At 66.5% G+C, this 9,279-nt stretch carries 6 protein-coding genes; 5 read left to right on the top strand and 1 reads right to left on the bottom strand.

From position 1 onward, the window contains the following. Positions 1 to 104: 104 nt before the first annotated feature. Positions 105 to 1,415, bottom strand: coding sequence for a sn-glycerol-3-phosphate ABC transporter substrate-binding protein UgpB (ugpB, locus tag VLG41_RS16095; protein WP_325350406.1), 1,311 nt, complete (start codon positions 1,413 to 1,415; stop codon positions 105 to 107). 300 nt (positions 1,416 to 1,715) lie between these two features. Between ugpB and serA the strand changes: the two genes are divergently transcribed. From serA to VLG41_RS16070, 5 genes are all read left to right on the top strand, one after another. Continuing rightward, the gene (gene serA / locus VLG41_RS16090; protein ID WP_296018739.1) at positions 1,716 to 2,945 is read left to right on the top strand and encodes a phosphoglycerate dehydrogenase; all 1,230 of its coding nucleotides are present in this window, start codon (positions 1,716 to 1,718) and stop codon (positions 2,943 to 2,945) included. Between the two features lie 192 nt (positions 2,946 to 3,137). After that, a complete protein-coding gene (locus VLG41_RS16085; RefSeq protein WP_325350405.1) occupies positions 3,138 to 7,007 on the top strand; it encodes an FAD/FMN-binding oxidoreductase in 3,870 nt (1,289 codons plus the stop codon). Positions 7,008 to 7,023: 16 nt separating this feature from the next. Beyond that, positions 7,024 to 7,437, top strand: coding sequence for a DUF971 domain-containing protein (locus VLG41_RS16080; protein WP_325350404.1), 414 nt, complete (start codon positions 7,024 to 7,026; stop codon positions 7,435 to 7,437). Positions 7,438 to 7,451: 14 nt separating this feature from the next. After that, complete coding sequence (gene ubiE / locus VLG41_RS16075; RefSeq protein ID WP_325350403.1) at positions 7,452 to 8,183, top strand: bifunctional demethylmenaquinone methyltransferase/2-methoxy-6-polyprenyl-1,4-benzoquinol methylase UbiE; 732 nt, start codon at positions 7,452 to 7,454, stop codon at positions 8,181 to 8,183. Positions 8,184 to 8,241: 58 nt separating this feature from the next. Then, on the top strand, positions 8,242 to 9,264 hold the full coding sequence (locus tag VLG41_RS16070; protein WP_325350402.1) for a Tim44 domain-containing protein: 1,023 nt from the start codon (positions 8,242 to 8,244) through the stop codon (positions 9,262 to 9,264). Positions 9,265 to 9,279 lie beyond the last annotated feature (15 nt).

Below are 9,279 nucleotides of genomic sequence, written 5' to 3'. Positions count from 1 at the left end.
CACCCCGCCTGCCTGCAAAACACGGGTGGTTTGCGAGGGGGGCGGGCTGGTGACAGCGGTCGGCCAGGACGGCCGGGCCGCAGTCAACAGGGGCTTGGCATGGCTTACTTGTTGGCGCGGGCGAAGCGGACCAGCTGCTCGTTGCCACGGCTCACGGCAGTGTCCAGGGCTTCCTTGGGCGACTTCTTGCCCGACCAGATCTGCTCGGTTTCCTCGTCGATGATGGAGCGGATCTGCACGAAGTTGCCGAGCCGGATGCCGCGCGACTTGTCCGTCGTCTTGCGGATCATCTGCGTCACCGCCACGTCCGTGCCGGGGTTCTTCTCGTAGAAGCCCGATGCCTCAGTCAGCTTGTAGGCAGCGGTGGTCACGGGCAGATAGCCCGTGCGCTGGTGGCTGGCAGCCTGCACCTTGGTGTCGTTCAGGAAGTTCAGGAAGTCGGCCACGCCTTTGTACTCGTCGGCCTTCTTGCCGGCCATCACCCACAGGCTGGCGCCGCCGATGGCGGTGTTCTGCGGGGCGCCCTTCACGTCGGGGTAGTAGGGCAGGGCCGAGATGCCGTAGGCAAACTTGGCTTCCTTGGCCACGCGGGCGTACAGGCCCGAGGAGCCCGTCATCATCGCGCACTCGCCCGAGGGGAAGGAGGCGTCCGGCACGTTGCCGCGGCCCTTGTAGACGAAGCTGCCTTCCTTGGAAGCCTTGGCCAGGTTCTCGAAGTGGCGCACGTGCAGCGGCGAGTTGACCTGCAGCTGCGCGTCGTTTCCGTCAAAGCCATTGTTCTTGGAGGCGAACAGCGTGTTGTGCCACAGCGAGAAGCTCTCCAGCTGCGTCCAGCTGATCCAGCTGGTGGTGAAAGGGCAGCTGTGTCCGCTGGCCTTGAGCTTGGAGGCGGCCTCGAACACTTCCGGCCAGGTCTTGGGGGCCTTGTTGGGGTCCAGGCCTGCCTTCTTGAACGCGTCCTTGTTGTAATAGAACACGGTGGTGGAGCTGTTGAGCGGGTAGCTCAGCATCTGGCCGTTGGGGGCGGTGTAGTAGCCGGCCACGGCAGACACATATTCGGTGGGATCGAACTTGAACCCTGCGTCGTTGAGCACCTTGGCCGCGGGCACGATGGCGCCCTTGCTGGCCATCATGGTGGCGGTGCCGACTTCGAAAACCTGCAGGATGTGGGGGGCATTGCCTGCGCGGAATGCGGCAATGGCACCCGTCATGGACTCGTCGTACGTGCCCTTGTAGGTGGGCACCACCTTGTACTTGGTCTGGCTCGCGTTGTATTGCTTGGCGAGGTCATTGACCCAGTCGCCCAGCGCTGCGCTCATCGAATGCCACCATTGAATTTCCACTTGCTGGGCTTGCGCCGGTGCGCAGACCGCCAGGGCAATGGCAGCACTCACCGCCAGATGCTTCGTTTGCATGAATATTTCCTCCGAAGATGACAAAAAGCACAACGGCCGGATGCTATGCAGCCGATGTGACATTGATATGTCGTTGTCGCATGAGGCAGATGCGGGCAACAACCGGGAAACCCCTTGAGAATCCCTTGAAGCGGCTGGATTGTGACCCTTTTGTGACAGTGTGTGGCGCATTTGCCGAGGCTTGCAAGGTTTTGTGCAATGCACCATGCTGAGCGCCCGTTTGCCGATCCCTGCCGTGCGGTTCGTTCGCGCTTCAGCGCGCCGGCTGCTTTTCCTTCTTCAACCATCCTTTCATCTGCCATGGCCACCAATTCGCTGGACAAGAACAAGATCAAATTCCTGCTGCTCGAAGGCATCCATTCCTCCGCGGTGGACGTGATCCGTGCGGCCGGTTACACCCAGATCGAAACCGTGTCCGGCGCGCTGGAAGGCGAGGAACTCCAGCGCAAGATCGCCGATGTGCATTTCCTCGGAATCCGCTCGCGCACGCAACTCACCGAAGAGGTTTTTGCCCATGCCAGCAAGCTGGTGGCCGTGGGATGTTTCTGCATCGGCACCAACCAGGTCGACCTGAACGCGGCGCGCGAGCGCGGCATTGCAGTGTTCAACGCGCCGTACTCCAACACCCGTTCGGTGGCCGAACTGGTGCTGGCCGAGGCCATCCTGCTGCTGCGTGGCATCCCCGAGAAGAACGCCGTGGCCCACCGCGGTGGCTGGCTGAAATCGGCTGACAATGCCTATGAGATCCGCGGCAAGACGCTGGGCATCGTGGGCTACGGCTCCATCGGCACGCAGCTGTCGGTGCTGGCCGAGGCCTTGGGCATGCACGTGGCGTTTTACGACGTGGTCAACAAGCTGCCGCTCGGCAACGCGCGGCAGGTGCATCACCTGCACGACCTGCTGGGCCAGAGCGACATCGTGAGCCTGCATGTGCCCGAGCTGCCTTCCACGCAGTGGATGATCGGCGCGGCCGAGATCGCGGCCATGAAGCCTGGGGGCATCCTCATCAACGCGGCGCGCGGCACGGTGGTGGAAATCGAGCCGCTGGCCGAGGCCATCAAGGCCCGCAAGCTGCTGGGCGCGGCCATCGACGTGTTCCCGGTCGAGCCCAAGAGCAACAAGGACGAATTCCTCTCGCCCCTGCGCGGGCTGGACAACGTGATCCTCACGCCCCACATCGGCGGCTCCACCCTGGAGGCGCAGGCCAACATCGGGCTCGAAGTGGCCGAGAAGCTGGTCAAGTACAGCGACAACGGCACCAGCACCTCGTCGGTCAACTTCCCCGAGGTGGCGCTGCCGGCCCACCCCGGCAAGCACCGCATCCTGCACATCCACCGCAACGTGCCGGGCGTGCTGTCCGAGATCAACCGCGTCTTCTCGGACCTGCAGATGAACATCGCGGCCCAGTACTTGCAGACCAACGAGAAGATCGGCTATGTGGTGATCGACACCGATGCCGCCTCGTCCCACCTGGCGCTGGACCGGCTGGCGCAAGTGCCCGGCACACTGCGCAGCCGGGTGCTGTTTTGAGGTTGCTCCTGAAACGATAGCTGCTTGCGCCTGTCCATCAAGCGCTGCAGGCCAATTCAGCTTGAAATTTCGCATTCAATGTCCTCGGGGTGGCTGGAGCGCGGGGCCTGGGCCAGCGCATTCAAGGGGCGTGGCATAAAATTCCGGCCCCAAGGCCCGAGGGCGCAACGCGCCCACCCCAGGTAGATCCCCATGAATGTTCCGATAGCGTTGGCTGCCTTGCAGACGCAGGCCGCCGAGCCTGTGCGTCTGCGCGAGATTCCGTACAACTACACCTCGTTCTCCGACCGCGAGATCGTGATCCGCCTGCTGGGCTCCGCCTCCTGGGACGTGCTGGACCAGCTGCGCAAGGAACGCCGCACGGGCCGCTCCGCCCGCATGCTCTATGAAGTGCTGGGCGACATCTGGGTGGTGCAGCGCAACCCCTACCTGCAGGACGACCTGCTGGACAACCCCGACCGCCGCAAGCTGCTGGTGGAGGCGCTCAACCACCGCCTGGGCGAAATCGAAAAGCGCCGCACCCCCGCCGACGATGCCGGGCGTGACCGCCTGGTGGGCGAGCTGGTGGTGGCCGCGCGCCGTGCCGTGGCCGATTTCAACGCCACCTTCGAGCAGGCGGCGCAGCTGCGCCGCCAGGTTCGCAAGACGCTGGGGCGCCTCACGGCCAAGGACAACATCAAGTTCGATGGCCTCTCGCGCGTAAGCCACGTGACCGACGCGACCGACTGGCGCGTGGAGTATCCGTTCGTCGTGCTCACGCCCGACACCGAGGCCGAGATGGCCGGCCTGGTCAAGGGCTGCATCGAGCTGGGCCTGACCATCATCCCTCGCGGGGGCGGCACCGGCTACACCGGCGGCGCGATTCCGCTGACCTGGAAGAGCGTGGTCATCAACACCGAAAAGCTCGAAGCCATGACCGAGGTGGAACTGCGCCGCCTGCCGGGCCTGGACCGCGAGGTGGGCACCATCTGGACCGAGGCCGGCGTGGTGACCCAGCGCGTAGCCGACGCGGCCGAGCGCGCAGGTTTTGTGTTTGCGGTGGACCCGACGAGCGCCGAGGCATCCTGCATCGGCGGCAATATCGCCATGAACGCGGGCGGCAAGAAGGCCGTGCTGTGGGGCACGGCGCTGGACAACCTCGCCAGCTGGCGCATGGTGACGCCCGACGCCCAGTGGCTGGAAGTGACCCGCCTGGACCACAACATGGGCAAGATCCATGACGTGGAGACGGCCACCTTCGAGCTGCAGTATTTCGAGGCCGATGGCAAGACATCGGTGCGCACCGAGCGCCTGAGCATCCCGGGCCGCACCTTCCGCAAGGAAGGCCTGGGCAAGGACGTGACGGACAAGTTTCTGGCCGGCCTGCCCGGCATCCAGAAGGAAGGCTGCGACGGCCTCATCACCAGCGCGCGCTGGGTGGTGCACCGCATGCCCGAGCACACGCGCACCGTGTGCCTGGAGTTCTTCGGCAACGCCAAGGACGCCGTGCCCAGCATCGTGGACATCAAGGACTTCATGTTCGCCGAGCAGAAGCGCTCGGGCGTGCTGCTGGCCGGGCTGGAGCACCTGGACGACCGCTACCTCAAGGCCGTTGGCTACGCCACCAAGAGCAAGAAGGGCAATGGCGGCCTGCCCAAGATGGTGCTGATCGGCGACATCGTGGGCGACGACCCGGACGCTGTGGCCCGCGCCACCAGCGAGGTCATCCGCATCGCCAACACGCGCCACGGCGAGGGCTTCACCGCCATCAGCCCCGAGGCGCGCAAGAAATTCTGGCTCGACCGCAAGCGCACCGCGGCCATCAGCAAGCACACCAACGCCTTCAAGATCAACGAGGACGTGGTGATCCCGCTGCCCCGCATGGGCGAGTACACCGAGGGCATCGAGCGCATCAACATCGAGCTCTCGCTGCGCAACAAGATCCGCCTGGCCGATGAGCTGGAGGCCTTCTTCCAGCGCGGCAACCTGCCCCTGGGCAAGGGCGACGATGCCAGCGAGATCCCCACCGCCGAGCTGCTGGAAGACCGCGTGCAGCAGGCCCTGGCCCTGGTGCGCGAGGTGCGCGCCCTCTGGGGCGGCTGGCTGCACGACGTGGACCGCCTGTTCCCGCAGTTGCAGGACCACAGCCTGCGCGCGAGCTGGAAGACCCAGATCCGCGCCCCGCTGCAGCAGATCTTCAATGGCGCCGCCTTTGGCCCGCTGCTGGCCGAATGCAACGCCATCCACAAGCGCGTGCTCAAGGGCCGCGTCTGGGTGGCCCTGCACATGCACGCGGGCGACGGCAACGTGCACACCAACATCCCGGTGAACAGCGACGACTACGAGATGCTGCAGACCGCGCACGAGGCCGTGGACCGCATCATGGTGCTGGCGCGCAGCCTGGACGGCGTGATCTCGGGCGAGCACGGCATCGGCATCACCAAGCTGGAATACCTCACCGACGAGGAGCTTCGGCCCTTCGCCGACTACAAGGCCCGGGTCGACCCCGAGGGCCGATTCAACAAGGGCAAGCTGCTGCGCGACGCCACGGACGGCGCGCGCCTCGCCGACCTCTCGCACGCCTACACGCCCAGCTTCGGCCTCATGGGCCACGAGTCGTTGATCATGCAGCAGAGCGACATCGGCGCCATCGCCGATTCGGTGAAGGACTGCCTGCGCTGCGGCAAGTGCAAACCCGTGTGCGCCACGCACGTGCCGCGCGCCAACCTGCTCTACAGCCCGCGCAACAAGATCCTGGCCACCTCGCTGCTGATCGAGGCCTTCCTGTACGAGGAACAGACGCGCCGCGGCGTGAGCATCCAGCACTGGCAGGAATTCGAGGACGTGGCCGACCACTGCACGGTGTGCCACAAGTGCGTCACCCCGTGCCCGGTCAAGATCGACTTCGGCGACGTGACCATGAACATGCGCAACCTGCTGCGCAAGATGGGCCAGAAGAGCTTCCGCCCGGGCAACGCCGCGGCCATGTTCTTCCTCAACGCCACCAACCCCGAGACGATCAAGTTCGTGCGCGGCGCCATGGTGGGCGTGGGCTTCAAGGCCCAGCGCCTGGCCAACGACCTGCTCAAGCGCGTGGCGCGCAAGCAGACCAGCGCGCCGCCGGCCACGCTGGGCCCGGCACCGGTGAAGGAACAGGTCATCCACTTCATCAACAAGAAGATGCCGGGTGGCTTGCCGAAAAAGACCGCGCGCGCGCTGCTCGACATCGAGGACAAGGACTACGTTCCCATCATCCGAAACCCCCAGGGCACCACGGCCGAGACCGAAGCGGTGTTCTATTTCCCCGGTTGCGGCTCGGAGCGCCTGTTCAGCCAGGTGGGCCTGGCCACGCAGGCCATGCTCTGGCACGCGGGCGTGCAGACCGTGCTGCCGCCGGGCTACCTGTGCTGCGGTTATCCGCAGCGCGGCTCGGGCCAGTTCGACAAGGCCGAGAAGATCATCACCGACAACCGCGTGCTGTTCCACCGCGTGGCCAACACGCTCAACTACCTCGACATCAAGACCGTGGTGGTGAGTTGCGGCACCTGCTACGACCAGCTCCAGGGCTACGAATTCGAGAAGATCTTCCCGGGCTGCCGCATCGTCGACATCCACGAGTACCTGCTGGAAAAGGGCATCCGCCTCGAATCCAAGGGGGCCTACCTGTACCACGACCCCTGCCACAGCCCCATGAAGCTGCAGGACCCCATGAAGACCGTGAAGGCGCTGGTGGGCGAGCAGGTGCTCAAGAACGAGCGCTGCTGCGGCGAGTCGGGCACGCTGGGCGTCACACGGCCGGACGTGTCCACCCAGGTGCGCTTCCGCAAGGAAGAGGAACTCCGCAAGGGCGAGGCCGCGCTGCGCGCCAGCGGCGCCGTGGCCGCCGACGCCAACGTGAAGATCCTCACCAGTTGCCCGAGCTGCCTGCAGGGCCTCAGCCGCTATGGCGACGACCTGCAGAACGGCCTGCTGGAGGCCGACTACATCGTCGTCGAGATGGCGCGTCACATCCTGGGCGAGAACTGGCTGCCCGACTACGTCGAACGCGCCAACCGCGGCGGCATCGAACGCGTTCTCGTCTGACAACGGAGGCAAGACCATGGCCGGACTGGACCGCAACACCCCCATCCCGCAGGACATCACCCTGCACGGCGCCTCGCGTGTGCTCGAGGTCTCGTTCTCCGACGGCCAGAGCTTTCGCATCCCCTTCGAGCTGATGCGCGTGTACTCGCCCTCGGCCGAGGTGCAGGGCCACGGCCCCGGGCAGGAGGTGCTGCAGACCGGCAAGCGCGAGGTGCGCATCGTGGGCCTGGCGCCTATCGGCAACTACGCCGTGCAGCCCACCTTCGACGACGGTCACGAATCGGGCATCTTTTCCTGGGACTATCTGTACTTCCTGGGCTCGCAGCAGGCGCAGCTCTGGGCCGACTACGAGGCCCGCCTGCAGGCGGCGGGCGCGGGGCGTGACGACCCCATGCCGGCCCAGGGCGGCCACGGTTGCGGCCACCACTGAAGGCGAGGGCGTCCATGGCACAGACCCATTTCGGCTTCAAGACCGTTGACGAGGGCGAGAAGGCCCAGCGCGTGCGTGGCGTGTTCGACTCCGTCGCGTCGCGCTACGACGTCATGAACGACCTGATGTCGGGCGGCCTGCACCGCATCTGGAAGCGCTACACCACCACGGTGGCCAACGCCCAGCCCGGCCAGCAGGTGCTCGACATCGCCGGCGGCACGGGCGACCTGGCCCTGGCCTTCGCGCGCCAGGTGGGCCCCACGGGCCGCGTGGTGCACACCGACATCAACGAGGCCATGCTGCGCGAGGGCCGCACCCGGCTGCTGGACGCGGGCGTGGTGCTGCCCACCCTGGTGTGCGACGCCGAAAAGCTGCCCTTCGCGGACGCCAGCTTCGACATCGTCTCCGTGGCCTTCGGCCTGCGCAACATGACGCACAAGGAACTTGCGCTGGCCGAAATGCATCGGACGCTCAAACCCGGTGGCCGGCTGCTCGTTCTGGAGTTTTCCCGCGTGGCCAAACCGCTGGAGAAGGCGTACGACTGGTACTCGTTCAACGTGCTGCCGAAACTGGGTCAGCTCGTGGCCGGGGACGCGGAGAGCTACCGCTACCTGGCCGAATCGATCCGCATGCACCCGGACCAGGAAAGCCTCAGGCAGATGATGAAGGGGGTCGGCTTCGGACACGTCGACGTGCACAACCTCACGGGGGGCGTCGTCGCCCTGCACCTGGGCATCAAGTGTTGAACGGGGCGGGCTCGCCCCACCGTCGGACGCGCAATCGTTGCAATCGGAGGCAAATCACATGAACAAGCACAAGCTCTGGTCCTTTCTGCTGGCCTGCGCCCTGGCCGTTGGCTCGGCCGACGTCATGGCCAAGCGCATGGGGGGTGGCCTGTCCATCGGCAAGCAGTCCGGCAACGTGACGCAGCGCAGCACCGCGCCCACCCCGCCCAACCAGGCTCCGGCCCAGCAGGCGGCGCCCGCGCCCACGCAGAACAGCGCCGCGCAACAACGCCCGGCCACCGCGCCCGCCGCGGCCGCCGCGCCCAAGCGCCCCTGGGGCGCCATGCTCGGTGGCCTGGCCGCCGGCCTGGGCCTGGCCTGGCTGGCCTCGGCCCTGGGCTTCGGCGAGGCCTTCGCGCAGTTCCTGCTGTTTGCCCTGCTGGCCCTCGTGGTGCTGGCCGTGGTGGGCATGGTGATGCGCCGCAAGGCGCCGGCGCCGTCCGCGAACCGCAGCGGTGGCCTGGCGTATCAAGGCGCCGGTGCCACGGCGCGCGCGCCGCTCGACCTGGAGCCCGCCGTGCCGGCCAGCTACAGCCCCAAGAACGTCGGCAACGACGCCTCGGCCCGTCCCTGGGAGCGCAGCGCGCCCGCCTCGCTCGACAGCGGCCACGGCTCCATGATCGGCTCGGCCCTGCTGGGCCGCCAGACCTGGGGCATTCCCGCCGGCTTCGACGTCGATGGCTTCCTCAAGGCCTCCAAGACCAACTTCGTGAACCTGCAGGCGGCCTGGGACAAGGCCGACATTCCCAGCCTGCGCGCCATGATGACCGACGAGATGCTCGAGCAGATCAAGGGCCAGCTCGCCGAGCGCGAGCGCAGTGGCGGCGGCGCGGCCCACCACACCGAGGTGGTCATGCTGGAGGCGCAGCTGCTGGGCATCGAGGAACTGGATGGCGAGTACATGGCCAGCGTGGAGTTCTCGGGCCTGATCCGCGAGGAACCCTCGGCCGGCCCCAACCCCTTCCGCGAGGTCTGGAACATCACCCGTCCCAGCAGCGGCCCGGGGGGCTGGCTGGTGGCCGGCGTGCAGGCCCTGCAGTAAGCCTTTGCGGCGTCG

Source organism: Hydrogenophaga sp. (assembly GCF_035481345.1).
Taxonomy (GTDB): Bacteria; Pseudomonadota; Gammaproteobacteria; order Burkholderiales; family Burkholderiaceae_C; genus Hydrogenophaga.
The sequence above is the reverse complement of the archived record's forward strand: the minus strand, read 5'-3'. Positions and strand labels throughout refer to the sequence as shown.